The sequence below is a fragment of the Streptomyces sp. NBC_01508 genome (genome assembly GCF_045040315.1).
GTDB lineage: Bacteria > Actinomycetota > Actinomycetes > Streptomycetales > Streptomycetaceae > Streptomyces.
Map to the genome: position 1 here is coordinate 5,659,495 of NZ_CP109419.1, position 24,688 is coordinate 5,684,182.

Here is a 24,688-nt window from a genome sequence, read left to right on the forward strand (position 1 = left end):
GTCGTCACGATGACGACGCAGTCGTGGTCGCCGTTCACCGACGCTGTGAAGGCCGGGGAGTTGGCGTCCAGCTCACCCGGTGTTCCGAGAGGTGCGAGAGCACCGCGTGGTTGGCCTCCCAGCCGTCCGGGAACTTGATCGTGACTCCCAGCTGCACCGGCTCCGTGGAGGGGTGTTCGTCCAGCAGTTCCGGCACGCCCGCGCGGCAGATCACGATGCAGGCGTGCCGGTGGCGTGAGGTGAGCACGCACAGGCGGCCCGTCTCCAGGTGGAAGGCCGTCGCGTCCGGGCGGCCCGAGAGCGGGTGCAGGACGACCGTGACGTCGAACTCACGGCCCTGGAGCCGGTTCGCCGTGTCCACGGCCACCCCCGCCACCCCCAGCTCCGCGAGGGCCGCGCGGATCGCCGCCGCCTGGTCGCGGTGGGCCGTGCCGACCGCGACGCGGTCGGCCGTCAGCGGCGCGGCGTCCGGGCCCCGCTCGCCGACCGTCGCGCCGCCCCGGTCCAGCAGCCTGCGGACGACCAGGGCCACCGCCCGTACCGCCTCGGGGTCCGTACGGGGCGTACGGCGCGCGGGCAGCTCCAGCAGACCCCAGCCGGACGCCGCCGCCTCGTCCACCACCCGGTCCGGTCCCGAGCCGTCGGAGGGGACGGCGAAGGTCAGGCGCCGGTCCGCCGGGCCCGTACCGCTGCGGAACGGTGTGTACGGGTAGAACGCGTCCGACACCAGCGGCGCGGCCGACGCGGGCAGCCGCCACGACACCGGCAGCCGGTGCTGCGGCAGTTCGAGATTGTGCGCGAGGAGCGTGGCGACCGCGCTCGCCGACGGGTCGTACGACAGTCCCGCCCACTGGTCCGCGCCGACCACGCTGAACGGGTCCAACTGGCCCGGGTCGCCCACGAACAGCGCCCGTTCGAAGAGCCCGGCGACGGCCAGCAGGGCGTCCGAACGCATCTGGTACGCCTCGTCCACGATCGCGTGCCGCCACGGCTCGACACCCTGCACGTGCGCCCACTTGGCCGCCGTCGACACGACGACGTCGAGGCCCGCGAGATCGCCCGCCTTCGCCGACTTCCGTACGGAGGGCAACTCGTTGAGCGACGGGTCGTACGGATCGGGGTCGTTGCTGTGCAGCCGGCCGACCGGCAGGTCGGGGGCCTTCTCGGCGAGCCGTGTGACGAGGTCGTCCACCTGCGCGTTGGTCTGCGCGACGACCATCAACGGCCGCCCCGCCGCGGCCAGTTCGAGCGCGGCGCGCACCACGAGCGTCGACTTCCCGGCGCCGGGCGGCGAGTCGACCACCACGCCCCGGTACGCCCCGTACAGCGTGTCGTGCAGGATCGCGTCGGTCGCCCGCGTGGCCTCGGCGCCCGGGTCGAATCCGGCCCGGTCGGACGCGGTGGCGGCGGTCATAGGAAGTCCTCCTCGGTCACCGGATCGGGAAGCGGCAGTGGGTGCAGTGGCATGGGCGCCTCACCGGCGGGCGCGCGGGACTCAGGAAGGTGTACGGCTCCGAGGACGGGACCGGCCGCGTCGGCGCCACCGGCACCGGCACCGGCAGCGGGGGCCGCGGTCGCACCCGCCCCCTCCGTGCCCGGCGGCCCCCCGTGCGTCCACGGCGTCTCCTCCGTGGAAGGCAGCTTCGGGCCGCTCCGCTGGTCGTGTTCGAACAGGGTCCAGGCGATTCGGTCGCCCTTCTCCGGGAGCGAGCCCTCGGCCGGCTCCTTGCCCCGCCCCATCCGGTCCGTCAGCCGCACCACCAGGATGTTGTGCCCGTCGTGCCCGTCGTCCCCGCCGGGCCCGTCCGGTCCTCGGCCGACGAACTCGGCCGACTGCGGCTTGCCGTCCAGCGAGCGGTAGACCTTCGTACGCTCACCGAGCTGCGGACGGTCCTCGCTGTACAGCGTGATCAGCGGGCGCGGACTGGGGCGCTTGCTCTCGCTGTAGGCCATCACCACGTCCGTCACCTCACCGATGAACGCCTCGCCCGACAACCGCCGCCCGGCCAGCACCAGCGGGTCGTCCAGCGCCTCCTGCGCCTCCAGCTGCGCCTGCGCCGTCTCCCGCGAGGCCAGCTTCTGCGCCGCCGTCACCGCGTCGTCGTGCCGCGGCTGCGGCGGCTCACCGGACCGCACCCGGTCGCGATGGCCGGTGAACGACCACCGGTCGCGCGTCCAGCGGTCGGCGACCCGCGCCCCCTCGGGCAGCTCCCGCAGCAGGTCGAGCCCCCGCCACACCGCGTCCCACGTCGGCCGCGACTGGCTCGCCAGCAGCGCCCTGATCTCCCGCTCGGCCCTGGTCAGCCGGCCCAACTGCTCGTCCGCGCCCAGCCCGTCCTCGGCGGCCCCGAGCGACTGCCGCGCCCGGTCGTACTCGTCGATCGCCGGCGCCAGCAGCCGGTTGTCGAACGCCGGGTCCGTCGCCGGACCGGCGGGCGGGCAGCTCAACTGCCCACGGCCGTCCCGCTCCGTCTCCGCGCGCAGCGCGGCGTCCCGGCCCGACCCGCCGTCCGGCGGGTCGATCCAGGCCAGCAACGCCCCCAGATGCTGGTCCTCCAGGTTGGACTGCCCCGTCGCCCAGTGCCTGTTCAGCAGATCGGTCGCCGCCAGCAGCAGCGACGACCCCGGCACCCGCGCCCGCTCGCCGTAGTGCGTCAGCCAGCGGCCCAGCAGCGGCACCCGCGCCGGTGCCGGATACGGCGTGTCCGGGTCCTGCTCCGCCGTACGCCGGAACCGCATCGAACGCCCCAGCAGCCGTACGAAGTCGACACCCGGCCGGTTCGGCACGATCAACTGCGGCGCGTCCACGCACAGTTCGACCTCGACCTTGACGCGCTTGCCTGTCTCCGGGTCGGTCTCGCTGCGCTCGGCGGGCTCCACATCGTCCGCGTACGCGTCGAGATGGGGCAGCAGCACCTCCGCCAGATCGGCGAGGAACGCGAAGCGCAGATCGCGGTCGCGCGGCTGCGCCACGGTCAGCAGCCGGGGCGCGTCGCGGTCCGTCCCCACGAGCGCGCCGAGCGGGGCACCGGCCTCACCGGCCGTCGTGAGCGGTACGAACACCAGTGGGCGCGCCGACAGCCGCCGGTGGCACATGGTGGCGAGCGGCTGCGCGCGCCCGCTCTCGACGGCCTCCAGCCGGGCCAGGGTGTTGATCAGCGACATCCGGCGACCGCGCCTTCCGGGACGACGGACACGGACCCCAGCGCCTCGGCCCGCAGCGCGGCGGCCCGGCGCAGCGCCAGCACCGTCGGATCGTCGCCGGCGGTCCCCGGCGCCGACTCGCCGCGCGCCGCCGCCAGTACGGCGCCGACCGTCGTCAGGGAGCCCAACTCGCCCCGTACACCCCGTCCCAGCGCCTCCACGGCCCCGGCTGTCCGCGCCCGGCCCCGGCAGTGGAAGGCCAGCTCGCACGCGGCCAGACACTCGGGCGCGTACGCCGCCGTCACCGCGTCGACCGCCGCCGTCAGCTCCGCCGGCGAGCACCGCTCCAGATCGAAGCTGGTGCCTTCGGGCAGGGTCGCCGCGATGTCCTCGATCCGTGTGAGCCTGGTCAGCTGCCGCCGGGTCACCGACCGCTGCTTGCGTACGTCCACGACCGAGGCGGTCGGCAGGTTGGAGAAGTCCCTGGGGCAGACCAGCAGCACCGAGTGGTCCACCCGGGCGCCGGTCACCCGCGCGGCGACCCGCTCCAGCGCCAGCACGTACACGGCGGCCTGCCGCGCGGCGGCGCCCACCTTCGACGGGTCGGCAGAACTGTCGATCATCGGGAAGGACTTGATCTCCACGACCGTCCACCGGCCGTCCGGATGCACCACCACGGCGTCCGGCTCCAGATAGGCGGGCGAGCCCGCCACCTCCAGCGCGAGCAGCGGATGCACGAGCAGCGTCCACGCGGCGGATCCGCCGGACGCGCCGGCCTTCGCCTCGGCGCCGGTCGCCTCGCGCAGCGCCAGCGCCGTACGCGCGGCGCGGCCCTCGGGGCCGGCCGCCGACAGGTCGGGGACCCGCACCTCACCGGGCACCGGCGGCGGCGATCCCGCGCCCATGCGCTCGTGCAGCAGCCGCATCAACTCCGTGCCGCCGTCGGCCTTGACGCGGGCCTCGAAGGCGTTGCCGCGCATGAACGCGAACTGCGACTGCCCGAACGGCGCGGGGGAGCCGAGCGCCGCCGCGAGCGCCGTCTTGTCGACGCCCGCGCCGTCCAGCAGCGCGCGGCGTCCGCAGCCGGGGTTGGCGGCGAGTGCGGCCAGCGCGCGGGCGTCCAGCGGGTGCGGCGCGACGTCCGGTCCGCGCAGCTCAGCGAGCCGCTGCCGGAGCGTCGTCGGCCGCGGCCCCGGTGCTGCTGGGGTCGCCGGTGCTGCTGTTGGTGCGGGTGCGCTGCCCGGGGAATCGCTCACCCGCGGAAGTCTCGCATCCGTCACTGACATTCGGAGGTTTGACCGGGGAGTTGGCCGCTGTGGACTTGGCCGCAGGGGGCTCGACCGCCGGGGACTCGACCGGCGGAGAGTGGACCGCCAGGGAGTGGACCGCCGGGGAGTGGACGGCCGGGGATCCGTCCGAGGACTTCGCGACCGCGACGGGGCCGCCACGCACCGGTTCCGGCAGCCGCGCGAGCCCGCCCACGAACGCGTACCGCTCGGCCGCCAGCGCCCAACCCCGGTCGGCGGTCCGCAGCGCGCGCCCCGTCAGCAGCGCGCCCGCCCCCATCACGGCGCCGCCGGCGACCGCGTCGAGGAAGTAGTGGTTCGCCGTCCCCATCACGATGATCACGGTGAGCAGCGGATAGGCGATGCCGAGTCCCCGGATCAGCCGCGTCCTGCCGTGCCGCCACAGCAGCACCCCGCACCACAGCGCCCAGCCGACATGCAGACTCGGCATCGCGGCGTACTGGTTGGTCATCCCGCCGAGCCCGCGCGGTGCGCTCGCCTCCGCGCCCCACCAGCCGTACGAGCTGTACTGCGCCATCGTGTCGACGAAACCGTAACTGGCGTCCAGCAGCCGCGGCGGACACGTCGGGAGCAGCGTGAAGCCGACCAGGCCGAGCAGCGTGGAGAGCATCAGCCAGGTGCGGGCCACGCGGTAGTGCGCGGGGCGGCGGCGGAAGAGCCAGATCAGTACGGCCGGTGTGACGACGTAGTGCAGCGAGGCGTACGCGAAGTCGGCGGGTATACCGAGGGCCGGGGTGCTGGTGAAGAGTCTGTTGAGCGGATGCTCGGCGTTCAGGAAGAACGCCTTCTCTATTCGCAGGATCGCCAGGCCGTGGTCCACGGCCGTCGACACGTCACCGCGCGCCAGCAACCGGCCGGCCGAGTACGCCGCGTACACCACCACCAGGAGCAGTAGTTCGGCCCACCAGCGGGGCCGGTGGGCGGTGCGCGCATGGACGATCTGCGGCATCCGGACGCTCTCCCTCATGTATTTACGCGGCCTTCCGCCGACGTTCAACCGTACGGTGTAGGCGATCGCTCGCATGCGAGGGGTCCCCCTGCGAACCCTCGTGCGTCAACGGAACCGCCGTGACCTCGCCGTCGGCTGTCCATGGGGACGCCGAGATCGTCCCGGAGGTTGCCCTCCGTTCAGGTGCGGGATGATGGGACGGCACCCGTAGTGAACCTCAGGGAGAGCTTTCATGGCACCGCGCATCCTCCTCGCCCGGCATGGTCAGACGGCGTGGTCGCTGTCCGGCAGGCACACCGGCAGGACGGATGTCCCCCTGCTCGACGAGGGCAGACGCGGCGCCAAGCTGCTCGGGGAGCGGCTGCACCGGGAACCGTGGTCCGCCCTGCCCGACGCGGAGATCCGCACCAGTCCGCTGCTGCGCGCGAGCGACACCTGCGCGCTCGCGGGGTTCGGCGGACGGGCGCGGGAGTGGGACGCGTTGATGGAGTTCGACTACGGCGCGTACGAGGGCATGACCCCGGCGCAGATCCAGGCGGTGCGGCCGGGCTGGTTCATCTGGCGCGACGGCGTCCCCGACGGCGAGACGCTGGCCGAGGTCGCCGCACGCGCCGACGAGGTCGTGGCGTGGGCGCGCTCGGCCGACCGCGACGCGCTGGTCTTCGCGCACGGCCACATCCTGCGCGCGATCGGCGCGCGCTGGCTGGGCGAGGACGTGTCGTTCGCGTCCCGGATCAGGCTGGCGCCGACATCGCTGTCGGTCCTGGACTGGGCGTACGGGGCACCGGCGATCGACATCTGGAACGACACGGGGCACCTCGCGGGTTGAGGCGCTGCTGTCTTCTATCCCGCCGGACGGGCCGGTGCTCTGTCCTCAATCGCCGGACGGGCCGGTGCCTTGTCCTCAATCGCCGGACGGGCTTCATCAGCCCCGGTGCGCCGCCGACGCCGTCGACGCGTGGCGGTCCAGGAACGCGCCCACCTCCGGCGTACGCCGCTTGGGCAGCAGCACCCGCACCATGCCCGCGAGTATGCCCTGGATACGGGACGACTGGACCTCGTCCATCAGGTCGAGCGCCTGGTGCCCGGCGGCGGCGGCCTCGTCGAGGAAGCCCGCGTGGGCCAGATCCGTGGCCAACTCCGCCCGGTAGAGCGCGAGATTGCGGGTGAAGTGCGGGTCCTGGAGGATCGTGGCGCGGTACGCGTGCCGGGCCGCCGTCGACCAGTCGCCCAGCGCCGCGCGGCACTGCGCCTCCAGCGCCTGGAGTTCGGGCTCGCCGAAGAACGACATCCACTCGGGATCGGTGTCCGACGGACCCTGCTCGAAGAGCGTGTGCGCCTGCCCGAGGGACTGCTCGCAGCCCGTACGGTCCCCGAGCCCGGCCCAGCCGCCCGCCTCGCGCAGCGCGAGGAGCGACAGCAGCCGCGGCGACGCGAGGTCGCGGGCCGCGCGCCGGCCGGCCTGCGCCGCCCGTACCGCCTCGCGGTGCCGGCCGGCGTCCCTCGCCAGGAACGCGGTGTTGCAGAACGCGTGCGCCTCAAGTCCCGGGTCACCGGCGACCCGTGCGGTCGCCAGCGCCTCCGCGTAATGCGAACGCGCGTCGTCGAACCGGCCCGAGTCGTGCGCCAGCCAGCCCACCGAGATCGCCAGTTCGCCCGCGCTCGCGTGCAGCCGGTCGGCCGTCGCGCCGCGGGTGACGGTGCCCGCGTCGAGGAGCGCGTACGCGGTCCGCAGCGGCTGCGCCGCCCGCCGGTACAGGCCGTCGGCGCCGTGCCGGTCGTCCAGCAGCCGGATCCGGCGTACCGCCTCCTCCAGGGCGCTCACCTCGGCCTCGCCCGCCTGCCGGGGGGCGGGCACGGCGGCGGCGGGCGCGCCGATGCCGATACCGACACCGATACCGATGCCGAGAGAAGCGACCGCCATCGACGCGGTGCCGTTCGTCATGAATGCGCGACGCAGCACGTCGCTCTCCTCGCTGATGTCACCGGTGTCGCCGCGCATCGGGGTCGGGTTCGAGAGGGGAGCCGGCGCCGGACGGGCGTCGGCCGTGGCTCTGGACGCCCGGCCACGCACGGTCTCGCGCGCCGAGAAGCCCAGATCGGCCAGGGTGAGGCCGGGGAACATATGGAGGAAGACGCGTTCGTACGCGTAGTTGGGACAGCGGATCTCGCCGGCCTCCACCCGTCCGATATAACGTGCGTCGCACGCGACCTGTTCACCGATCTCCCGCGCGGCCCTGCGTACGACCGCCGCGAACTCCCCCGGCGAGCTACGGCCGCGCAGCCGGCGGAAGGTGTGATTGGGAACTGCCCGGGTCGACACCATGGCCGAGACCTCTCTTGGGACATCTTGGTCCTGTGTGCCGGTTCACCTCGTGGCCGGTTCACCGGTGTTCCGGCGGTCCGGCGTCCAAGAACGTACCGGTTGTGACGAGTTGCCTACGCAGAGTTTGGCTACAAACCGGATATCTCACCCACGATCTGCCATGAACTGCCATCCTTTGCGGCGGACTCCGGCCGTAGCCGTTGACGCCGCGGCGCGTTGAACCATGTGGAGACGCGCCACGTGTCTCCACTCGACGAGGAGGGTTTCCCTTGTTGGAGTTGGAGGTCGGTATGAAGACCAGTGACGGCTCATGGACTCCTGCTCAGCACAGGTCCACCGGGGAGGCGAGCGAACTGCCGCCCGGTGACACCTGTGGCGGGGGGCGCGGCGTGCCCTGCGATCTGGTGACCGTGCCGGCCCGCCAGGGGCTTGAGGCCGTCGACATCCTGCGCCGTGGCGCGGGCGAGGCCCCGGCGGTGGGGCCCGTGCTCCTCGACGGCAACTGCGACAACCTCGGATTCCTGGTGCCGCCCGGCACGGCGGCGGGCTGGGACATGCCCGGCAGCGCGTGTACGGAGACGGCCGGCCGGGGGCTGCGGGTGCCGGCCGAGCCGCCCGTCACCGGCGGCGCGTGGCTGCTGCCCCCCGACGCCGACACCGGGGAGGTCACGGACCCGGCGGTGCTGCGGGAAGCCCTCGGTGAGGCGGCCCGGCTGATCGAGGCGGCCGACGGCCATCGGTAGACCGGTCGGCGTCGCGGGCCACCGCCGCCGGGTGACAATGGACCGGTGGCGAAGAACCCGGCGGCGAAGAACAGGCGACGTGGACGAGGTGCCCCCGGCCCTGGTCCCGACCCCGGTCGAGGTCCCGGACCCGGACCCGGACCCGGTCGCGGTTCCGGACGAGAGCAGGGGCGCGAGAGCGCCACCGAGCCGGTCGACGGCGGCCTCGCCGAGCTGGTGCCCGACCGTGAGCGCTCCCGCGCCTGGACGCTGCTGATCGACGGAGCCCCGCAGTCCCACGTCGATCTCGCCGACCCGGCCCATCTCTCCTTCCCCTACCAGCGCAGACTCGGCCACATCGCCGATCTCGTCGCTCCCGCCGGCCGGCCGCTGCACGTCGTGCACCTCGGCGGAGGCGCCTTCACCCTCGCCCGCTACGTCGCGGCGACCCGCCCCCGGTCCACCCAGCAGATCGTGGAGCTGGACGCACCCCTCGTCCAACTCGTCCGCAGGGAACTGCCGTTGGACCCCGGCGCCCGGATCCGGGTCCGCTCCACCGACGCGCGGGCCGGGCTCGCCAAGGTGCCCGACGACTGGGCGGACCTGGTGATCACGGACGTCTTCGACGGAGCCCGTACCCCGGCGCATCTCACCAGCGCCGAATTCCTCGCCGATGTACGGCGCGTGCTCAAGCCCGGCGGGTGTTACGCGGCCAACCTCGCGGACGGCCCCCCGCTCGCGCATCTGCGCTCCCAGATCGCCACAGCCGCCACCGTCTTCCCGGAGCTGGCCCTCGCCGCCGACCCCGCCGTCCTGCGCGGGCGGCGCTTCGGCAACGCCGTACTCCTCGCGTCGGACCGGGAGTTGCCGGTCGCCGAGCTGACGCGCCGGGTCGCGAGTGATCCGCATCCGGGGCGGGTGGAACACGGGCGCGCCCTCACGGACTTCACCGGCGGCGCGGCGGTCGTCACCGACGCGCACGCGAAACCGTCACCCGTGCCACCGCCCGGCACTTTCGACTGAACGCCCCTGCGGCGTACCAGGCTTACCGGTCCTCGATCGGACCCGGTGAGCCTTCCCCGCCACAGCGCTACCGCTCGTCGATCCGCACCCGTGGCGCCGAGTCGTGCCACGTACAGAAGACCGAGACCTCCCGGTCGCCCCGTGTGAACGTCACCCGGATCCAGAAGTCCTGCTTCCACACCTGCATCTGCCAGTCGCCCTCCGGCGTCGCCGACACCAACTCGGCCGATTCGCTGCCGAGATCGAAGACGACCCGCCCGCCGTCCACCGGGTAACTCTTCACGTTCTCCGGCGCCTTCGGGGGCGGCGTCGTGGGTGGCTCCGGAGCCTCGGACGACGACGCAGGCGCCGGCGATTCCGGGGGCTGCGGCGGTATCGAGGGCTTCGGCGCCTCCGCCGACGCCGACGGCGGCGGCGGGCTCGGCGGGCGGTGCGTCGAGGAGGACTGCGGCCGGGCGCGCTGCGTCGTCGCGTTCTCCCCGGTGATCGGGAGCGCCCGCGGCCTGTCGTACACCGTGCCCACCACGACCGTGTGCACGCCCCACCACGACAGCGTGACCGCCGCCCCGGTCGCGAGCGTCCACGCCATGGCATGTACGAGTCCTCTGCGCATCGGGGCCATACTGCACCACCCGCCCCACAGCTGTCCCTCGGATGGCGTACGGTGCCGCCCATGCCAAGTGTGCTCGTGGTCGAGGACGACCAGTTCGTACGCTCCGCCCTCATCAGGCACTTGACCGACGCGTCGCACACCGTACGCAGCGTCGGAACCGCCCTGGAGGCGCTGCGCGAGGTCGCCCACTTCCGTTTCGACGTGGTCATCCTCGACCTCGGACTGCCCGATCTCGACGGATCCGAGGCATTGAAGATGCTGCGCGGCATCACCGACGTACCGGTGATCATCGCCACGGCGCGGGACGAAGAGGCGGAGATCGTACGGCTGTTGAACGACGGCGCCGACGACTACCTCACCAAACCGTTCTCGGTGGAGCACCTGTCAGCCCGGATGGCCGCCGTACTGCGCCGGTCGCGCGCCACCACCGCCGACGACCCGCCCTCGCGCGTCATCCGCGTCGGCGGCCTCGCCATCGACCCGCTGCGCCGCCAGGCCGAACTCGACGGCGCGCTACTGGATCTGACCCGGCGTGAGTTCGACCTGCTCGCCTTCCTCGCCGGACGCCCCGGCGTCGTCGTCGCACGCAAGGAGCTGCTGGCCGAGGTGTGGCAGCAGACGTACGGCGACGACCAGACCATCGACGTCCATCTGTCGTGGCTACGGCGGAAGTTGGGCGAGACTGCGGCCCGACCCCGCTATCTGCACACGCTGCGCGGCGTCGGCGTGAAGCTGGAGCCGCCGGCCCCCCGGGCACCGGCGTCCGGCCCCGGCGCGCACCAGCCCTCGTCATGAGATGGGCCCTGGTCAGGGTCTCGCTGGCGGTGACCGCGATGGTCGTGCTCGCCTTCGCCGTCCCGCTCGGGCTCGTCATCAAGGAGATGGCCAAGGACCGCGCCTTCTCCAACGCCGAACGGCAGGCCGCGACCCTCGGCCCGGTGCTCTCCATCGCCCGGGGCCGCGAACAGCTGGAGTGGGCCGTCCGCTCCAGCCCCATCGGCGACACGGGACAGCTGGCCGTCCATGTGCCGGCCTCCGGCGAGCCGGGCAGCGTGCCCATGGAGATCGGCACCCGCCGGGCGGCGCAGCGGGATCTGCTCGCCACCGAGCGGCTGGGCAGGGCCTCGATCACCGAGGTCAGCGGCGGGTCCGCGCTGCTCCAGCCGATCGCGATCTCCACCGGCAAGATCGCCGTCATCGAGGTGTTCGTCCCCGAGGACGAGGTGTCCAACGGCGTCGCCACCGCCTGGCTGGTGCTCGCGGGAGTGGGCATCGCGCTGATCGTGGGCTCGGTCGCCGTCGCCGACCGGCTCGGCGTACGGATGGTCCGGCCCGCCCAGCGGCTCGCGGGCGCCGCCCACGACCTGGGCGAGGGCAGACTCGGCGCCCGGGTCCCGGAGAAGGGACCGACCGAGCTGCGGTCCGCGGCCATCGCCTTCAACTCGATGGCCGACCAGGTGGTCCAACTCCTCGCCAACGAAAGGGAACTGGCCGCCGACCTCTCGCACCGGCTGCGCACCCCGCTCACCGTGCTGCGCCTCAACGCCGCTTCGCTGGGCGAGAGTCCGGCCGCCGACCAGACACGGGCGGCCGTCGCGCAGTTGGAGCGCGAGGTCGACACCGTCATCCGTACGGCCCGCAAGGCCAAGCCGCAGACCCGCGCGACGACGCCCGGCGTGGGCTGCGACGTCTCCGAGGTGATCCGCGAGCGGATGGGTTTCTGGTCGGCCCTGGCCGAGGACGAGGGCCGGGAGGTACGGCTGGCCGGGGTCGGCCGCCCGGTACGCATCCCGGTCGCCAGGCCCGAACTGGCCGCCGCCCTCGACGCGTTGCTCGGCAACGTCTTCCGGCACACCCCAGAGGGCACCGCCTTCGCCGTCGACGTGCACCACGCCGACGACGCCGTGATCGTCCTCGTCTCGGACGCGGGACCGGGGATCGCTGACCCCGAGGCGGCGCTCGTACGGGGCAACAGCGGGGCCGGCGAGGGCTCGACGGGACTCGGGCTGGACATCGTGCGCGCGGTCGCCGAGTCGACCGGCGGGGACGTCCGTATCGGGCGCTCGGTGCTCGGCGGCACGGAGGTACGGATCTGGATCGGGCTCGGTGGACGGCGCTCCACGAGGTCCGCCGGGGAGCGCCGGGGGCACCGGCTGCGGCGTCGGCGCGACGGCCCGCGGCCGGCCGACCGTTAACTCGCTCCCAATGGTTCCTTAAGGGGACCTCAAGAACGGCAACACCCGTCCGCTATCGGCGACTTGTCCGGTCCGGGGCGGCTAGCGTGCTGCCACGAGACCGTACGAACCGCACGGCTGCCGTCCCCCACCGGCCGCCGCTCGGGTCCGTCCGGTGGCCGTTGTGTCCTCAATCGCCGGACGGGCTCGAAATGAGCCCGTCCGGCGATTGAGGACAAGCCCTATGCCGGCGGGTCCGGGAGGACGCCCGTCTCCGTCAGGCGCGCGTACCAGCGGGCGCTCGACTTCGGGGTGCGCGCCTGTGTCTCGTAGTCGACGTGCACCACCCCGAACCGCTTCCCGTAGCCCCGCTCCCACTCGAAGTTGTCCAGCAGCGACCAGAGGAAGTAGCCACGTACATCCGCCCCGTCGGCCATCGCGCGGTGCACCGCCGACAGATGCCCGTGCAGGAAACGGATGCGCTCCGGGTCGTGGACCGCGCCCTGCGCGTCCCGTCTGTCGTCGTACGCCGCGCCGTTCTCGGTGATCACCAGCGGCACGTCGGGCGCCTCGCGGGTGTAGCGCATCAGCACGTCGTACAGCCCGGTCGGATCGACCGACCAGCCCATCTCCGTCACCTCGCCCGGCGGCTGATGGAACGTCACGGACTCGGATCCGGGCCAGGGGGAGTTCTCGCCCGCGCCGGGTGCCTGGCTGCGGTTGTCGCGGCGGTCGGCGTCCGCGCCGGTGCCCGTCGCGGCCGACACCAGGTGCGGGGTGTAGTAGTTGATGCCCAGCCAGTCCAGCGGTTGATGGATCGTCGCCGCGTCGTCGGCCTTCACGAAGGACCAGTCGGTGATCCGCGCCGTGTCCTTGAACAGATCCTCCGGGTACGCGCCCGCCAGCACCGGCCCGGTGAAGATCCGGTTCGCCAGCGCGTCGATACGGCGCCGCGCGTCCAGATCCTCCGGCGACTGCGAACTGGCCCGCACAGCGGCCGTGTTGTGGCAGACGGTGATCTGTGCCCGCTTGGGCAGCACCGTCCGCAGCGCCTGAGTGGCCAGCCCGTGGCCGAGGTTGAGGTGGTGCGCGGCCCGCAGCGCGAGCACCGGGTCCGTACGGCCGGGCGCGTGCACCCCGGAGGCGTACCCCAGAAAGGCGCTGCACCAGGGCTCGTTGAGGGTCACCCACCGGTCGACCCGGTCACCGAGCGCGTCACCGAGGATCCGCGCGTACTCCGCGAAGCGGAACGCCGTCTCACGCACCGGCCAGCCGCCCGCGGTCTCCAGATCGTGCGGCAGGTCCCAGTGGTAGAGGGTCAGGACGGGCCGTATGCCGCGCTCCAGCAGGTCGTCCACGAGCTTGCGGTAGAAGTCGAGACCGCGCTGCACGGCCGGGCCGCGCCCGATGGGCTGGACGCGGGACCAGGAGACCGAGAAGCGGTACGCGTTCACCCCGAGGTCCGCCATGAGGCGCACGTCCTCGGCCCGGCGGTGGATGTGGTCGGCGGCGGTGTCACCGGTGTCGCCGTTCTCGACCTTGCCGGGCGTGTGGCTGAAGGTGTCCCAGATCGACGGGGTACGGCCGATCTCCCGCGCGCCGCCCTCGATCTGGTAGGCGGCTGTGGCGGTGCCCCATATGAAGTCGGACGGAAAGCTGAGGGACATGGGTGCGCTCCGGGTCGGGGAGGGGGCGGGGTCGGTCGCGGAACGGGTCGGTCGCGGAACGGGTCGGTCGTGGTGCGCGTCGGTCGTGGTACGGCGGACCGGGCGAAACGGGCGGTCAGCCCTTGACCGCACCTGTCATGATGCCACCGACAATATGCTTGCCGAAGATCACGAAGGCCAGCAGCAGCGGCAGCGTACCGAGCAGCGCACCGGCCATGATCACCGACTGGTCGGGAATGTAGCCGCGGCCCAGGCCCGTGAGCGCGACCTGCACGGTGGGGTTGCCGCTCTGCGTGAGCGCGATGATCGGCCAGAAGAAGTCGTTCCAGGCCAGCACGAAGGTCAGCATCCCCAGCACGGCCATCGCGGGCCGCGCCGCCGGGAAGACGACGTGCCACACGACCCGCCAACTGCTCGCGCCGTCCACCCGTGCCGCCTCGATCAGCTCCGTCGGCAGCGCCTGGAGCAGATACTGCCGCATGAAGAACACCCCGAACGCGCTGACCAGCGTGGGCAGGACGACGGACTGGAGCCGGTCGGTCCAGGACAGCTCGGCGATCAGCATGTACAGCGGTACGACGCCGAGTTGCGGCGGCACCATCATCGTGCCGATCACCAGCAGCAGAAGCAGGTTCTTGAACCGGAAGCGGAGCTTGGCGAAGGCGAAGCCCGCGAGCGTCGAGAACAGCACCGTCCCGGCGGCCACGGCCCCCGCCACCAGGACCGTGTTGAACAGCGCCGTACCCATGTTGGCGTCGGTCCAGGCGATACGGAGGTTGCGGACGAGATTGCGGCCGAACCAGAAGGGCGGGGGAGTCTGTGCCAGCCGGGTGGTGTTGCGGGACGCCGCGATCGCGGTCCACACGAGCGGGAACAGCGAGCCGGCGGCGAACAGGGCCAGTACGGCGTAGGTGAGCCGCCCGGCGTGCCGGTGCCGCCCGGCGCCGCGTCGCGTTGTGGTGCTTCTTGTCCCGGACGTCATGAACTCCTCCGCAGCCGACGGGCGACGAGCCAGTTCACCGCTCCGATGATCAGCAGGATCAGGAACATCGCCCAGGCGATCGCCGACGCCCGGCCGAGATGCAGATTCACCCAGCCCTGCTCGTACAGATAGAGCCCGAGCGTCTGGAACTGGTGGTCGGCGCCGCCGGTCGCGCCCGCGCCGCCGTTGAACAGCAGCGGCTCACCGAAGAGCTGGGTCGCGCCGATCGTCGAGACGACACAGGTGAAGAGGATCGTCGGCCGCAGGGACGGCAGCGTGACATGGCGGAACTGCTGGAGCCGCGAGGCCCCGTCGAGCGCCGCCGACTCGTACAGCTCGCCGGGGATCGACTGCATCGCCGCCAGATAGATCAGCGCGTTGTAGCCCGTCCACCGCCAGACGACGATGGTGGAGACCGCCAGTTGGGACGTCCATGTGCCGTTCTGCCAGTCGACCGCGTCCAGCCCGGCCAGCCCCAGACCCCAGTTGATCATCCCGTGGTCACGGCCGAAGAGCAGCACGAAGACCAGGGTGGCCGCCGCGACACTCGTGGCGTACGGCGTCAGGACGGCCACCCGGAAGAACATCGAGCCGCGGAGCCGGTAGTTGAGCAGATGCGCGACGCCCAGCGCGATCAGCAACTGCGGGACGGTCGACAACAGCCCGATGGTCACGGTGTTCTGAAGGGCGTTCCAGAAGAACTCGTCCCTCAGCAGCCGCGAGAAGTTGCGCAGCCCCACCCACTCCATGTCGTCGGGCGCGGTGAGTTCGACCCGGTGCAGCGAGGCCCAGCCGGTGTAGAGCAGCGGGAAGAGCCCGAAGACCGCGAAGAAGAGGAAGAAGGGGGCGACGAAGGCGTACGGGCTCCACCGGGTGTCCCAGCGGTGCCACCGGCTCCGTCGTGGCCTGCGCCCGGCCGGCCCGCCGGCCGGCTCCGGAATCCGCGCCGTACCCTCCTCCCACTCGGAGGGCACCACCGTGGTTGTGTCGCCTGCCATGTCGCTCACTCGTCCAGCGCGTTGTCGATCGACTTCACCGCGGCGTCCCAGCCCTGCCGGGACGACCGGCCCTTCTGGTCGACCTGGAGCATGCCGACGTCCGCGAGGTTCTGGGCGATGACCAGGTCCTTCGGACCCACGATCTGGACCGGCACGCGCCGCGCCGCGTCGGCGAAGATCCGCCCCATGGGCGCGTTGCCGAAGTAGGCGTGCCGCGCTTCGGAGACGGCCGGCAGGTCGTACGCGGCGCGGGCGCTCGGGAAGCTGCCGCGCTTCTCGAACAGCTTCGCCTGCTGCTCGGGCGCGGTCAGCCAGGCGACGAGCCTGGCCGCCGCCGCCTTGTTCCGCCCGGCCTGCGGCACGGTCAGGAACGACCCGCCCCAGTTGCTCGGCCGGGGCGCCGCCGCCACGTCCCACTTGTCCCGGCCCGCCTCGCCCGCCTTGTCCTCGATGTAGCCGAGCATCCAGGCCGGACAGGAGACGGTGGCGAAGGTGGCGTTGGCGAAGCCCTGGTCCCAGGCGGGCGTGAACTGCTGGAGCCTGCCGGTCAGCCCCTCACGGGCGAACTCGGCGGCGGTGTCCCAGGCTTGCCGTACGGCCGGGTTGGTCTTGTAGACGACCCTGCCGTCCGCGTCGTAGAACCGCTTCTCGTTCCCGCCGGTGATCGCCGCCATCACCCCGGCCGCCGAGTCGACGAAGACCGTCCCCTTCGGCGCCCGGGCCTTGAACCGCTTCCCCGCCGCCAGGTACTTCCGCCAGTCGCCCGCCCACAGCTTCCCCACCGCCGTACGGTCGGTGGGCAGCCCGGCCTTGGCGAAGAGATCCCTGCGGTAGCAGATGCCCTGCGGCCCGATGTCCGTGCCGAGGCCGACGGTCCTGCCGTCGGCGGTGGTGGCCTGCGACCACTTCCAGGGCAGGAAGCTGTCCTTCCGTACGCCCTCGGCCCGGCCCAGGTCCACGAGCTTGCCGGCCTGGGTGGCGGTGACCTCGGCGATGTTGTTGACCTCGACGGCCTGGATGTCGGCGAGTCCGCTGCCGCTGCCCAGGTGGGTGAGGAGCTGCGGGTAGTAGTTCTCGTTCCGCTCGATGGACGTCTGCTCGATGGCGACGTCCTTGTTGAGCCTCATGTACTCGTCGTAGAGCCCGGCCTCCTTGAGACCGAAGGCCCCGAAGACTCCCACCGTGAGCGTGGTCCCGCGGTTGCCGCCACCACCGCCACCACCGCCGCCGTTCGCACCACCGCCGCTCGCTCCACCGATCGGGGGCTCGGCGGGGTCCTCGGCACACCCGGCCAGCGACCCGGCCCCCAGGACGACGGCGGCCACGAGGCCCACCAGGGCCTGTCCTCGCCGCCGGGACGTGCGGGAATGTGTGCGCATGACGTCCTTCCCCGGCCAGATGTGGGAGCGCTCCCATGGAACGGGTCGAGCGTCCCCGCTCACATGGGAGGTGTCAAGGGACCGGGCGGCGACACGGCGGACGACACGATGAAGGGCCGGTCCGCTCGCGCGACCGGCCCTCCATCGATCAGGGTGAGTAACGGGACTTGAACCAGCTTTGTTACCCACTCTTGACCTGCGGCGATGCGGAATACCGGGTCAAATGGGTGCCATTCGCGACCACTGGCGACCACTGGCGACCACTTCACGCCCTCGGATCCCCCCTCTTGTCCCCACGGGAACAGCGGCTTTCGAAGATCGCGGACGTTGCGGCGAGGGTGAGTGGAAAAGCCGCTGCCCGCACAGCGGGGAACAACAACGCCCCCACCGAGGCGGGGGCGATTTCGACCGCTCCACTCCTGCCCGGGAGCAAGGAACGTGGAGGGCCGTCTCAGGATCATGACCCGGTGAGCGTTGGCGGGTGTCCTCCTCGTCGCCACCCACGGACCGGGTGCTCGCCCGCCGCCGGGCCATCGGCGACCAGATCCGTGCGGCCTGCCTCTACGCCCACCTGACCCAGGAGACAGTTGCCCTCCGGGCTGGCATGGGCCTTGTCTCGTACAACCGGATCGAGCAGGCGCACAGTTCGCCCCTGCTCGACACGCTGATCCGCATTGCCGATGCCATCGGTGTACCGCTCGCCGAGTTGGTCCGCGAGTAGCCCGGTCGGCGATGGGGGATGTACCGGCCGGGGTGGTCTACAGCGCTTCGTAGCCGGCGGCGGTGTCGAGCGCCTGGTTCATCGCGTCCCAGTCGCCCGCTGCGGGGGCCCGGCCACTGTCGATGGTGAAGTCCTCCGGGTCCAGGAACGGGAGCCGTGCGCGGACTTCAGGGTCGATTGCGTCCCACGCCGTACGGTCGGTGTCATCCGGCGGTGACTGACCCGCAGTCGTCGCACTGCCAGTTTCCGTCGTTGAGTCGTCTTCCGTTGCTCGATCCGCATCCACCGCACATATGGTGCCTCCTGTGATGATGGCGCGCACCCCTTGCGGCGCGCGCCGTTGGTCCCGCCCCGGCCGGAGTCCTGGCAGGGAAGCGTCCGGGGCGGGAATCATGGGGTGAGGCCGTGCAGCGCCCGCAGGTAGCCGGGGTCGCTCACTGTGTCTCGCCCGCGCGGCGCGGTCATTCGTCCTTCGTGTAGCAGTCGAAATGCAGCGGGTTCACGTGGCCGGCGCTCTCCGTGCAGCGCTGTCCCGAGCCCGGTCGTGGGATCCAGCACAACCCCGGGATGTGGACGCGCTCGGCGGGCATTTCCGGCAGCCGTCGCTCGCTCATCGCCTGGCCTCCCTCTCCTCGCGCACCAGGCGCGCCGCCGCCTGGCAGTAACTGCCGTCCGCGCGAAGGGCGCACGTCGTACACGAGTCCGCATGAGGAGGGAGGCATGGCGGGAGCCGCGCCTCCCCTTCCGCCATCAACGCGGCGAGGCGCGGTGCCAGGGACTGCGAGCCCGGCAAGATCCAAACGAGAGGCCCTAGGGCATGTTTCGAAAGTCCCGCCTGGCCGACGACGCCTGGCACGCGCACTCGCCGCGTTGTCGGACTCGTCCAAGTACGTCCAGTACGAGAACGATCCTCCGCCTTGCGATCGCACGCACCAGACGCCGTCGGCCCCGCCCTTCGGGCGGACGGCGCTACTTTCGCAACACGCCCTAGTCCTGTCCGGCGGGGCCCGCGACCAGCACGTCATGACCCGGGACCGGGCCGTCGGCCCACCGGACGCCGAGCACCCGTACCAACTCGCCACGTCCTGTCTGCCGATGCGCCTCGTCGGCGCGGTGGCCGAGGGAGGAGGCCGACGGTGGATGATCTGGTGCACTTCCTCCGGGCCGGGCTGGACCACGATGAGGTGGTGGCGCCAGAGGCGCCGCCCGCCCCGTGGCGGCAAGCTCCAACCGCCCGGCACCACAGCACCGCTTCGGGTCGTTCCGAGGAGGCCGTCTTCGGGGTGGATGCGGTGCGCGTCGCTACGACAGGAGAGGGCCGTCAGAGCCTGGTCGCCGCCGAGCACTTCGCCCGCCACGACCCAGCCCGCGTACTGGCCGAGATCGACGCCAAGCGGCGGATGATCCGCGTCGCGTTCGAGCACGCCGCCGACATGGACGCCGAGTTCGGCGACTGCTGCGACGCCGACGACTTCGAGCGCAACGGGTGCAAGTACACGTCGACCGGTGACCTGCCGCTGCTGCGCCTGCTCGCCCTCCCGTATGCCGCTCACCCCGACTACCAAGCGGCGTCGCGCCCGTAGCCCGCGCGCACGACCGAGCCCCCGGCGCACCGGGGCTTCGTCGATTCCCGGTGCGCCCTGTAACCAACGTTCTACGATGGGTAACCCCACACGCCCCGTTGGGAGCCCGAATGGACACCGAGCACCACCCCGACCACCCGCCGAAAACCCCGCCCCCACCGAAGCGCCCCGTCCAACCCCCGCGCCCCACGCCGGACACCAAGACCGCCACCGTGGCGGTACGGGGCCGCCAGCGCATGAGCATGGTCAACCGGCGTGCCGCGAACTGGGGATTGGAATCCGCCCCGTGGGCAGCGGCGAAGGCCCGCACGCACGTGGTCGACCAGCTGCACATGTGGGGGTACCGGTCGGTCGACGCGATGGCCGGAGACGTGACGAACCTCCTCGTCGGCAAGGCCGTCGACGACGGGGGCCGGCGGGTGAGCCTGCATCTCGCCGACCAGGACCGTCAGGCGCTGATCGTCGTTCTCTCCCACCGATCCGGGCTTTCGGTGACCGACGAGAGCGTGCTGCCTGCGGTGGCCGCGCTGGGTGCGTCGTCGTGCGGTGCGGACACCGCGGAGGACGGCCGCCGGCTGTGGGCGGTGCTGGACCTGTAGCGCGTGCACACCCCTGCCCCGGCCGTCATGGTCGGGGCTTCGTGCTGGCACGTCACTCAGGGGCGGTGTGTGCCAGGACGTCTTCCATGCTCTCTGCGGCGGCCATCAACCGGGCTGCGTACGCCGGATCGGCAGCCGCCTCCCGCCCGGCGGCGTGCGCCACCATGTTCTTGGCGGTGCCGAGTGCCGCCCGCAGGGCAGCGATGTGCAGGTCGCGGTCGTCGGCACGGTTGGGTGTGGTCGTCATGGGGCTCCTCATGGGCGAGTTGGGGGCGTGTGTCTACGTGCCGGTGACGGCGCGTACGAGCATGCCGAGCAGCACCAGCACCCCGACGCCGACCGCGAGGAGCAGCACGGCCTGCCGCCAGTGCTCCGGCGGTTCCTCCCGCGAGCGTGGCTTCTGCGCCGACTTCCGTACGGCCTCGGCGATCCCGCCGGCCGTCGCGCGCAGCACCGTGGATGCCCAGCCCGTGGTCTCCAGGACCGCGTCCCCGTCCGGGGCGAGACCGTAGTGGGCGGCGGCCCGGTGTTCGCGCCGGTCGGCCTTGGCGTCGGGCGCGGTTGTACGGCGCGGGGCGGTGACGGCGCAGGTTTCGCAGCGGTAGGTGTACGGCACGATTCGGACGGTAGCGGGGGGATGGCCGGGCGCGGGGCGGAACAGGGCATCCCGTACCCGTCCGCTGGCGGCTGCGGAGTTGAGTCAACTGGTACGGGAATGAGATGAGTATGCGCACTCAGGCCCAGGGGGAGGTTTGATCGGAGACTATGCGCATGAGACGAATCCCTGCCTTGACCGGCAAGTTCGCCCGCTCCTCGCGCCGGCCGCGGCTCTCCTTCGTACTAACCGCCCTTGGTGCGCTCGCACTTGGCGCATGCGGTACCGAGGGGACGAACGACGGCGGAGAGCAGGCCAAGCCCCCAGCCGCCGTCGGAGACCGGCCCGACGCGGCCTTCACGGCGATGCTGGACAAGATCGCGCAGCCGTGTCCCCCCAGCGCCCCGGCGGAGGTGCCGCCAACGGCCCCGGCGGAGGTGCCGCCAACCGGTTCTGCGGAGACACCGCCGAGCGACGCGATCGAGCCCATCGCCCCTACTGCGGGGCCAGAAGTGGAGTTGAACGCTCGCGACTGGTGCGCGAGCGCCCTCCATGAAGAGCGCGTCACCCAGGCGCTCTCGGATCTGCTGGAGCCCACCCCCGCCAAGGTCAGGGCGATCCTGAACGACCTCGGCTATGTCGACGAGCGCATCCACGACCTCAAGCAGTCCGGTGCGACCACACGGTTCTTCCTCGACCTGCGTGACAAGGGCGGACGGCTCTGCTTGGAGGGCTCGGCAGCCGGCGAGGAGACCGTCGTCGACAAGCGCGTAGCCCCCGCAACCGGCCCGTTCACGGCTGGAGAGCGGAAGCAGTGACCACCAACTCGGTGTTGTCGGCGTACATCGCTGCCGCCCTGACCTGTGTAGTCAACCTTCAGCGGGACGAAATGCAATCCGTCAGGCTCCGATGAGGTTCGCTCAACGATCAGTGCGACAGGACAGTGGATTTAGGGGATGGCGCTGTTCAGGTACCCGCCATCTACACTCGAACGTGTGTCCGATTCTACTCCGGGGGAACGCCTACGCGCGCTCCACTTCCTGCGCCGCGTCCAGGCCGCAGACCGCCGGACAGGGCCTAGCTAGGCCCTGTGTCGAAAGTCCCGCCTGGCCGACGACGCCTGGCACGCGCACTCGCCGCGTTGTCGGAATCATCCAAGTACGTCCAGTACGAGAACGATCCTCCGCCTTGCGATCGCACGCACCAGACGCCGTCGGCCCCGCCCTTCGGGCGGACGGCGCTACTTTCGCAACACGCCCTAGCGCGCACCGACCTGTGGATCCAGGACGAGGAACGACGGGCCGCCGAGCACGCCCGGCGCCGGCCGCCCCCACCTCCACCAGACTGGGCAGTCCAGGCTGGGGAGCGCGGGAAGCCGAAGATGGCCCACACCTCGGCGTGCTGGAACCCGTTCTTCATGCGCGGCATCACCAGGGCGCAGGCCATCGAGTCCCTGACGCGCGGTGGTGTACCGCCCTGCCCCCAGTGCGAGCCGGACAAGGAACCCGGCGTGCTGGACTGAAGGCGCACGAACGCCCGCCCTGGATGAGGGCGGGCGTTCGGTACAGACGACTACGGGGCGGCGGTGTACTCCACCTGCTGCTGCCCGCAGTGCTCGGCGGCGGCAATCGCTTCGTACGGCAGGACCGTGAGGCCGTGGTTCTTGGCGTGCTCGGTGAGGGCGGCCTCGGCGGTGTTCGCTTCGGTCTTGCAGCGTTCGGCGACGCGCCGCCAGCACTCGGTGTCTCGTCTCTGCCGGTCGAGCTGGTCTTCGCGCGGGGTGCCGGGGCGGGCCGCCCGTTCGGCCCGCCGATCTACTGCGTGTGCGTCGCGCCGCTCCGACGTGAGGAGCGCGATGAGCCACGCGCACGCGGCGAGGAGCCGCAGCGGGATGACGAGGTACATCACGGGGCGGTCATCGCGGGAAGTCCTTCGCCTTGATCTTGGCCATGCGCCCGTCGGGGTGGTGCCAGACGATGCCCTCGTAGGGTCGGGCGCGCAGCCAGTCCCGGAGCCCGTCGTAGTCGCGGGGCGCGGTGGCGAAGTCCTCGCGGATAGACAGGGCGGACCAGCCGTGTGGCATGAGGAGGTGCGCGTCGTAGCCGTCCGGGTTGCCGTTGATCTTCGGGCCGAGAAGCTCGTACGTGCCGGGCGTGCTCACTGCCGAGTTGCCGATGGCCTCGGCGTGGAACTTCGCGAAGCTGGAATGCTCGATGGACTCCCAGCCGACGGTCTTGCCGGTCTCCTCGTCGGTGCTGATCGCCACGTAACCCGTCGGCGTGGTCTTACCGGGCTTGACCTCGCGACGGGCCCACCATGCGCCGTGCTCGTCGAGCATGACGCACGTGCCGTCGTACTTGCGGGTCGCGACGCCTTCCTCGTCGGTCACCCATTCGCAGCCGGGGGCGACTTGGGGCAGGACGTGCGAGGGGCGGGCGGTGAAGTCGCGGACGAACAGGGTCTGGATCTTCTTCATTGGGAATTCCCCGTGGTGTTGTGCGCCTTTGTAGCGCCCTCGGTGGTGTCCGGGTGCGCCAAACAAGTGTGCGGGGCTGTGGGGGGGTGTGGCGCGCCCGGTGGGGGCAAGGCGCGCCACACCGGGGTCAGGCGTCGGTCATCCGTGCGAGGTCGTTGAGGGTGTGCCGGTCGCGCTGGACGGTGACGCGGTCGAATCGGATCTTGGCCACGGCCGGGACTCGGGCGAGGACTTCGGCGTTCCTCACGGCGTCCTCGTGCGCCCGGTGGCCGGTCGACCACTCGGTCCAGACGTTCGTGCCGTCGAGTCGGAAGACGACGGTCCAGGAAACGTCGCGACGGGTCTCGGTCACGACTGCGCCCCCTCCTCGGCCTGCCCACCGGACCCGGCGGCGGTGACGCAGAGCAGCGTCTTCAGGTGTCGGCCTGCCGCATGGCACGGCTCGCTCATGTCGGGCCGCAACCACGCGGTGGCGCACGCGTCGATGACGTCGAGGCGCTCGCGGGCCTGCTCCAGGCCGGCACGCAGGCCGTCGATCACCTGCTGCGCCCGGTTGGCCGCTTCGAGGTTCGCGGTCACGTGCTGGCCGCACTGCTCGCAGTCGTTCCGAGCCGGGGGAGGCTGGTCTTTTTGCAGCAGTTCGTTGTGCGCAGTTGCGGTGTGGACTCCATGGATGCCCTCGATGATGCAGTAGAGCAGGCCGTGCCGGTTGCGGATGCTCTTCGGGTCAGCCTTTCTGGCAGCCACTTCTTCTTGTCGTCCGGGTCCGGCTCGCCCTCCTGCTCGGCCCGTACCCGGTCCGTCACGTCCTCCCGCGTGAGGTTCCCGATCGTCGCCGGCATCATCACGCCGTCAGTCCTGGTACGGACGAGCAGGCTGAAGTGGATCCGTACCTCGCGGTGATAGTCCTCGCGCCTGCGGACATCGACGCCAGTGAGCCGGTCCACGTACCGAGTGGCGTAGTCGATGAGGAGCGGGTCCCGGGGATCGCGTCAGGTTCGACGAAGCCGTGCCCGCGGACCCATCCGTGCGGCCACTGGCCGCCGTGCGCTCTACGAGGGCTTTGAACTGGCCGGCGGCGTCGGGCTCGCCGAAGTTCTCGGTCTGCCATTGGCCGTCCTGCCGCCACTTGATCTGGTAGGTAACCGTGCCGTCCTTCTTGGGCCGTTCCACGATGCTCGCCATGGGGGGACAGGACTATCTGGGGCGCCTGTGTTCCCGCTGTGTTCCCAAAGTTTCGGACATGACGAAGGCCGGACCTGTTTTCCCAGGTCCGGCCTTGATCATTCAGGGTGAGTAACGGGACTTGAACCCGCGACATCCTGGACCACAACCAGGTGCTCTACCAGCTGAGCTATACCCACCACGCCCGGTCAATCCCTGCCCGACCGGCCGAGAAAAAGTGTACAGGGTCCGCGAGGGTGCTCGCG

At 71.7% G+C, this 24,688-nt stretch carries 28 protein-coding genes and 1 tRNA gene; 10 read left to right on the top strand and 19 right to left on the bottom strand.

The window, feature by feature from the left end; genetic code table 11:
• Positions 1-34 precede the first annotated feature (34 nt).
• From OG700_RS26360 to OG700_RS26375, 4 genes are read right to left on the bottom strand one after another with little or no spacing between them, the layout of a single operon-like run.
• Positions 35-1,414 (bottom strand): AAA domain-containing protein, encoded by a 1,380-nt coding sequence (locus OG700_RS26360; protein WP_405617643.1) that lies wholly within the window; start codon positions 1,412-1,414, stop codon positions 35-37.
• Complete coding sequence (locus tag OG700_RS26365) at positions 1,411-3,165, bottom strand: hypothetical protein (protein WP_405617645.1); 1,755 nt, start codon at positions 3,163-3,165, stop codon at positions 1,411-1,413. Before OG700_RS26365 ends, OG700_RS26360 begins: the two co-directional genes overlap by 4 nt.
• A complete protein-coding gene (locus tag OG700_RS26370) occupies positions 3,156-4,400 on the bottom strand; it encodes a hypothetical protein (protein WP_405617648.1) in 1,245 nt (414 codons plus the stop codon). Before OG700_RS26370 ends, OG700_RS26365 begins: the two co-directional genes overlap by 10 nt.
• Complete coding sequence (locus OG700_RS26375) at positions 4,300-5,400, bottom strand: phosphatase PAP2 family protein (protein WP_405617650.1); 1,101 nt, start codon at positions 5,398-5,400, stop codon at positions 4,300-4,302. Before OG700_RS26375 ends, OG700_RS26370 begins: the two co-directional genes overlap by 101 nt.
• Positions 5,401-5,632: 232 nt before the next feature.
• On the opposite strand from OG700_RS26375, the gene OG700_RS26380 reads away from it, so the two are divergent.
• Positions 5,633-6,229, top strand: a complete 597-nt coding sequence (locus OG700_RS26380) for a histidine phosphatase family protein (RefSeq protein WP_405617652.1) — start codon at positions 5,633-5,635, stop codon at positions 6,227-6,229.
• A gap of 96 nt (positions 6,230-6,325) precedes the next feature.
• Here the strand turns inward: OG700_RS26380 and OG700_RS26385 are convergent, their stop codons facing one another.
• Entirely contained in the window at positions 6,326-7,726 is a 1,401-nt protein-coding gene (locus OG700_RS26385) for a tetratricopeptide repeat protein (protein WP_405617654.1), read from the bottom strand.
• A gap of 290 nt (positions 7,727-8,016) precedes the next feature.
• Here OG700_RS26385 and OG700_RS26390 point away from each other — a divergent pair, with 290 nt between their 5' ends.
• Together OG700_RS26390 and OG700_RS26395 are read left to right on the top strand one after the other, a co-directional pair.
• Complete coding sequence (locus OG700_RS26390) at positions 8,017-8,469, top strand: hypothetical protein (RefSeq protein WP_405617656.1); 453 nt, start codon at positions 8,017-8,019, stop codon at positions 8,467-8,469.
• A 45-nt stretch (positions 8,470-8,514) separates the two neighbouring features.
• A complete protein-coding gene (locus tag OG700_RS26395) occupies positions 8,515-9,471 on the top strand; it encodes a spermidine synthase (RefSeq protein WP_405617658.1) in 957 nt (318 codons plus the stop codon).
• Between the two features lie 67 nt (positions 9,472-9,538).
• Here the strand turns inward: OG700_RS26395 and OG700_RS26400 are convergent, their stop codons facing one another.
• A complete protein-coding gene (locus OG700_RS26400; RefSeq protein ID WP_405617660.1) occupies positions 9,539-10,093 on the bottom strand; it encodes a hypothetical protein in 555 nt (184 codons plus the stop codon).
• A gap of 51 nt (positions 10,094-10,144) precedes the next feature.
• On the opposite strand from OG700_RS26400, the gene OG700_RS26405 reads away from it, so the two are divergent.
• Both OG700_RS26405 and OG700_RS26410 read left to right on the top strand, forming a co-directional pair.
• Positions 10,145-10,879, top strand: coding sequence for a response regulator transcription factor (locus tag OG700_RS26405; protein WP_405617662.1), 735 nt, complete (start codon positions 10,145-10,147; stop codon positions 10,877-10,879).
• Entirely contained in the window at positions 10,876-12,279 is a 1,404-nt protein-coding gene (locus OG700_RS26410) for a sensor histidine kinase (protein ID WP_405617664.1), read from the top strand. The genes OG700_RS26405 and OG700_RS26410 overlap by 4 nt, the downstream gene beginning before the upstream one ends.
• A gap of 221 nt (positions 12,280-12,500) precedes the next feature.
• Here the strand turns inward: OG700_RS26410 and OG700_RS26415 are convergent, their stop codons facing one another.
• From OG700_RS26415 to OG700_RS26430, 4 genes are all read right to left on the bottom strand, one after another.
• Positions 12,501-13,925: a glycoside hydrolase family 1 protein gene (locus OG700_RS26415; protein ID WP_405617666.1), complete on the bottom strand. Its 1,425-nt coding sequence runs from the start codon at positions 13,923-13,925 to the stop codon at positions 12,501-12,503.
• 115 nt (positions 13,926-14,040) lie between these two features.
• Positions 14,041-14,907: a carbohydrate ABC transporter permease gene (locus OG700_RS26420; protein WP_405617668.1), complete on the bottom strand. Its 867-nt coding sequence runs from the start codon at positions 14,905-14,907 to the stop codon at positions 14,041-14,043.
• On the bottom strand, positions 14,904-15,905 hold the full coding sequence (locus OG700_RS26425; protein ID WP_405617670.1) for a carbohydrate ABC transporter permease: 1,002 nt from the start codon (positions 15,903-15,905) through the stop codon (positions 14,904-14,906). The genes OG700_RS26420 and OG700_RS26425 overlap by 4 nt, the downstream gene beginning before the upstream one ends.
• Before the next feature lie 5 nt (positions 15,906-15,910).
• Complete coding sequence (locus tag OG700_RS26430; RefSeq protein ID WP_405617672.1) at positions 15,911-17,284, bottom strand: ABC transporter substrate-binding protein; 1,374 nt, start codon at positions 17,282-17,284, stop codon at positions 15,911-15,913.
• 481 nt (positions 17,285-17,765) lie between these two features.
• Between OG700_RS26430 and OG700_RS26435 the strand changes: the two genes are divergently transcribed.
• On the top strand, positions 17,766-18,005 hold the full coding sequence (locus OG700_RS26435) for a helix-turn-helix domain-containing protein (RefSeq protein WP_405617674.1): 240 nt from the start codon (positions 17,766-17,768) through the stop codon (positions 18,003-18,005).
• Between the two features lie 203 nt (positions 18,006-18,208).
• On the opposite strand, the gene OG700_RS26440 is transcribed toward OG700_RS26435, so the two are convergent.
• Positions 18,209-18,298: a hypothetical protein gene (locus tag OG700_RS26440; protein WP_405617676.1), complete on the bottom strand. Its 90-nt coding sequence runs from the start codon at positions 18,296-18,298 to the stop codon at positions 18,209-18,211.
• A 168-nt stretch (positions 18,299-18,466) separates the two neighbouring features.
• Positions 18,467-18,619, bottom strand: coding sequence for a hypothetical protein (locus OG700_RS26445; RefSeq protein ID WP_405617678.1), 153 nt, complete (start codon positions 18,617-18,619; stop codon positions 18,467-18,469).
• Between the two features lie 522 nt (positions 18,620-19,141).
• Between OG700_RS26445 and OG700_RS26450 the strand changes: the two genes are divergently transcribed.
• On the top strand, positions 19,142-19,588 hold the full coding sequence (locus OG700_RS26450) for a DUF6221 family protein (RefSeq protein ID WP_405617680.1): 447 nt from the start codon (positions 19,142-19,144) through the stop codon (positions 19,586-19,588).
• A gap of 110 nt (positions 19,589-19,698) precedes the next feature.
• Positions 19,699-20,187 carry a hypothetical protein gene (locus tag OG700_RS26455; protein WP_405617681.1) on the top strand — a complete coding sequence of 163 codons (489 nt, stop codon included), beginning with the start codon at positions 19,699-19,701 and terminating at the stop codon, positions 20,185-20,187.
• 52 nt (positions 20,188-20,239) lie between these two features.
• Here the strand turns inward: OG700_RS26455 and OG700_RS26460 are convergent, their stop codons facing one another.
• Both OG700_RS26460 and OG700_RS26465 read right to left on the bottom strand, forming a co-directional pair.
• The gene (locus OG700_RS26460; RefSeq protein ID WP_405617683.1) at positions 20,240-20,434 is read right to left on the bottom strand and encodes a hypothetical protein; all 195 of its coding nucleotides are present in this window, start codon (positions 20,432-20,434) and stop codon (positions 20,240-20,242) included.
• Positions 20,435-20,467: 33 nt separating this feature from the next.
• Positions 20,468-20,803: a hypothetical protein gene (locus OG700_RS26465; RefSeq protein ID WP_405617685.1), complete on the bottom strand. Its 336-nt coding sequence runs from the start codon at positions 20,801-20,803 to the stop codon at positions 20,468-20,470.
• A 155-nt stretch (positions 20,804-20,958) separates the two neighbouring features.
• Between OG700_RS26465 and OG700_RS26470 the strand changes: the two genes are divergently transcribed.
• Together OG700_RS26470 and OG700_RS26475 are read left to right on the top strand one after the other, a co-directional pair.
• Entirely contained in the window at positions 20,959-21,600 is a 642-nt protein-coding gene (locus tag OG700_RS26470) for a hypothetical protein (protein WP_405617687.1), read from the top strand.
• Between the two features lie 272 nt (positions 21,601-21,872).
• Complete coding sequence (locus OG700_RS26475) at positions 21,873-22,304, top strand: DUF6233 domain-containing protein (protein WP_405617689.1); 432 nt, start codon at positions 21,873-21,875, stop codon at positions 22,302-22,304.
• Positions 22,305-22,354: 50 nt separating this feature from the next.
• Here OG700_RS26475 and OG700_RS26480 read toward each other — a convergent pair whose 3' ends face one another.
• The 5 genes from OG700_RS26480 to OG700_RS26500 all read right to left on the bottom strand — a co-directional run bounded on the left by OG700_RS26480 (position 22,355) and on the right by OG700_RS26500 (position 24,622).
• Positions 22,355-22,687, bottom strand: coding sequence for a hypothetical protein (locus tag OG700_RS26480; RefSeq protein WP_405617691.1), 333 nt, complete (start codon positions 22,685-22,687; stop codon positions 22,355-22,357).
• A 10-nt stretch (positions 22,688-22,697) separates the two neighbouring features.
• Positions 22,698-23,258 (bottom strand): DUF5565 family protein, encoded by a 561-nt coding sequence (locus tag OG700_RS26485; RefSeq protein WP_405617694.1) that lies wholly within the window; start codon positions 23,256-23,258, stop codon positions 22,698-22,700.
• 127 nt (positions 23,259-23,385) lie between these two features.
• Positions 23,386-23,610: a hypothetical protein gene (locus OG700_RS26490; RefSeq protein WP_405617696.1), complete on the bottom strand. Its 225-nt coding sequence runs from the start codon at positions 23,608-23,610 to the stop codon at positions 23,386-23,388.
• Positions 23,607-24,005, bottom strand: a complete 399-nt coding sequence (locus OG700_RS26495; RefSeq protein ID WP_405617698.1) for a hypothetical protein — start codon at positions 24,003-24,005, stop codon at positions 23,607-23,609. Before OG700_RS26495 ends, OG700_RS26490 begins: the two co-directional genes overlap by 4 nt.
• A 544-nt stretch (positions 24,006-24,549) precedes the next feature.
• Positions 24,550-24,622 (bottom strand) — tRNA-His (locus OG700_RS26500).
• Positions 24,623-24,688: the final 66 nt, after the last annotated feature.

Bases quoted from the DNA above. Each gene is read 5' to 3' on its own strand.
- OG700_RS26385 (WP_405617654.1), bottom strand. From the start codon at position 7,726: ATGGTGTCGACCCGGGCAGTTCCCAATCACACCTTCCGCCGGCTGCGC.
- OG700_RS26455 (WP_405617681.1), top strand. From the start codon at position 19,699: ATGGACACCGAGCACCACCCCGACCACCCGCCGAAAACCCCGCCCCCA.
- OG700_RS26485 (WP_405617694.1), bottom strand. From the start codon at position 23,258: ATGAAGAAGATCCAGACCCTGTTCGTCCGCGACTTCACCGCCCGCCCC.
- OG700_RS26380 (WP_405617652.1), top strand. From the start codon at position 5,633: ATGGCACCGCGCATCCTCCTCGCCCGGCATGGTCAGACGGCGTGGTCG.
- OG700_RS26470 (WP_405617687.1), top strand. From the start codon at position 20,959: ATGAGACGAATCCCTGCCTTGACCGGCAAGTTCGCCCGCTCCTCGCGC.
- OG700_RS26425 (WP_405617670.1), bottom strand. From the start codon at position 15,905: ATGGCAGGCGACACAACCACGGTGGTGCCCTCCGAGTGGGAGGAGGGT.
- OG700_RS26420 (WP_405617668.1), bottom strand. From the start codon at position 14,907: ATGACGTCCGGGACAAGAAGCACCACAACGCGACGCGGCGCCGGGCGG.
- OG700_RS26445 (WP_405617678.1), bottom strand. From the start codon at position 18,619: ATGAGCGAGCGACGGCTGCCGGAAATGCCCGCCGAGCGCGTCCACATC.
- OG700_RS26400 (WP_405617660.1), bottom strand. From the start codon at position 10,093: ATGGCCCCGATGCGCAGAGGACTCGTACATGCCATGGCGTGGACGCTC.
- OG700_RS26390 (WP_405617656.1), top strand. From the start codon at position 8,017: ATGAAGACCAGTGACGGCTCATGGACTCCTGCTCAGCACAGGTCCACC.
- OG700_RS26360 (WP_405617643.1), bottom strand. From the start codon at position 1,414: ATGACCGCCGCCACCGCGTCCGACCGGGCCGGATTCGACCCGGGCGCC.
- OG700_RS26480 (WP_405617691.1), bottom strand. From the start codon at position 22,687: ATGTACCTCGTCATCCCGCTGCGGCTCCTCGCCGCGTGCGCGTGGCTC.
- OG700_RS26410 (WP_405617664.1), top strand. From the start codon at position 10,876: ATGAGATGGGCCCTGGTCAGGGTCTCGCTGGCGGTGACCGCGATGGTC.
- OG700_RS26460 (WP_405617683.1), bottom strand. From the start codon at position 20,434: ATGACGACCACACCCAACCGTGCCGACGACCGCGACCTGCACATCGCT.
- OG700_RS26375 (WP_405617650.1), bottom strand. From the start codon at position 5,400: ATGCCGCAGATCGTCCATGCGCGCACCGCCCACCGGCCCCGCTGGTGG.
- OG700_RS26365 (WP_405617645.1), bottom strand. From the start codon at position 3,165: ATGTCGCTGATCAACACCCTGGCCCGGCTGGAGGCCGTCGAGAGCGGG.
- OG700_RS26430 (WP_405617672.1), bottom strand. From the start codon at position 17,284: ATGCGCACACATTCCCGCACGTCCCGGCGGCGAGGACAGGCCCTGGTG.
- OG700_RS26440 (WP_405617676.1), bottom strand. From the start codon at position 18,298: ATGTGCGGTGGATGCGGATCGAGCAACGGAAGACGACTCAACGACGGA.
- OG700_RS26405 (WP_405617662.1), top strand. From the start codon at position 10,145: ATGCCAAGTGTGCTCGTGGTCGAGGACGACCAGTTCGTACGCTCCGCC.
- OG700_RS26415 (WP_405617666.1), bottom strand. From the start codon at position 13,925: ATGTCCCTCAGCTTTCCGTCCGACTTCATATGGGGCACCGCCACAGCC.